The organism is Altererythrobacter litoralis, from assembly GCF_036324225.1.
Taxonomy (GTDB): Bacteria; Pseudomonadota; Alphaproteobacteria; order Sphingomonadales; family Sphingomonadaceae; genus Erythrobacter; species Erythrobacter litoralis_A.
The window spans coordinates 1-1,321 of record NZ_JAZDQV010000022.1; the positions used below are offsets into that span (position 1 = coordinate 1).

A 1,321-nucleotide genomic window follows, 5' to 3' on the forward strand; every position below is an offset into this window, starting at 1 on the left:
TGAACCGCCCCGGGATTGCCGGAGGCCCTAACTCCTGAGAGGAAGGGTCTACGATGAGCAAGACGACGAACAAGTTTGCCCCTGAGGTGCGTGAGCGGGCAGTCCGCCTGGTGCTGGATCAGGAAGGTGAGCATTCATCCCGCTGGGCAGCGATCACATCCATAGCCGCCATGATCGGCTGCTCGGGGCACACGCTGCTTGAGTGGGTGAAGAAGGCCGAGGTGAACAGCGGCAAGCGTGCCGGCGTTCCGACCGAGTTGGCAGACCGCCTCAAGGCTCTGGAGCGCGAGAACCGTGAGCTGCGGCAGGCCAACGAGATCCTGCGCAAGGCGTCTGCATATTTTGCCCAGGCGGAGCTCGACCGCCCATTCAAGCGATGACCAGCTTCATTGATGAGCATCGGGGTGAGTATGGGGTCGAGCCGATCTGCCGGGTTCTGCCGATCGCCCCATCCACCTACCATCAGCGTGTGGCGCAGCGTCGTGATCCGTCGCGCCTATCGCCACGTGCTCAGCGTGACGAGGCGATGAAGCACGAAGTTCGGCGCGTGTTCGACGCCAACTTCAAGGTCTATGGCGTGCGCAAGGTGTGGCGGCAGATGCAGCGCGAAGGCTTCGATATTGCGCGATGCACGGTGGAGCGGCTGATGCGCGATCTCGGCCTGCAGGGCGTGATCCGGGGTAAGCCGGTGAAGACCACGTTCAGCGACAAGACCGCGCCCTGTCCGCTCGATCAGGTGAACCGCCAGTTCCACGCCCCGGCACCGAACATGCTCTGGGTGTCGGACTTTACCTACGTCGCGACGTGGTCGGGGTTCGTCTACGTGGCCTTCGTGATCGACGTTTACGCCCGCTATATCGTGGGCTGGCGGGTGAGCAGGACGGCGCATGCCGGCTTCGTGCTCGATGCCCTAGAGCAGGCGATCCATGATCGGCGGCCTGTTCACCGTGGCGGTCTGATCCACCACAGCGACCGCGGCAGCCAATATGTCTCGATCAAGTATACCGAGCGCCTCGCCGAGGCCGGGATCGAGCCATCAGTCGGCAGCGTTGGCGACAGCTATGACAACGCTTTGGCCGAGACGATCAACGGTCTTTACAAGGCCGAGGTCATCCACCGTCGAGGTCCTTGGCGATCATTTGAAGCCGTGGAATACGCCACGCTCGAATGGTTGGACTGGTTCAACAACCGGCGCTTGCTCGCGCCCATCGGCAATATCCCGCCTGCCGAAGCTGAAGAGCGATACTACGCCATGCTGGACGACACCCCCATGGCGGCATAATTCAAACCAAATGGCCTCCGGCAATCCCGGGGCGGTTCA

General features: G+C 62.4%; 1 protein-coding gene and 1 other annotated feature. The gene reads left to right on the forward strand.

Features of this window, described 5'->3' with window-relative positions; genetic code table 11:
• Positions 1–53 precede the first annotated feature (53 nt).
• Positions 54–1,282 (forward strand): IS3 family transposase gene (locus tag VRS74_RS12635; protein WP_354145585.1). Its coding sequence is split into 2 segments (ribosomal slippage): positions 54–342 and positions 342–1,282, totalling 1,230 coding nucleotides; the frame shifts between segments, so codons are not numbered across the junction.
• Positions 335–451 (forward strand) — a sequence feature (AL1L pseudoknot). Its footprint overlaps the gene before it by 117 nt.
• Positions 1,283–1,321: the final 39 nt, after the last annotated feature.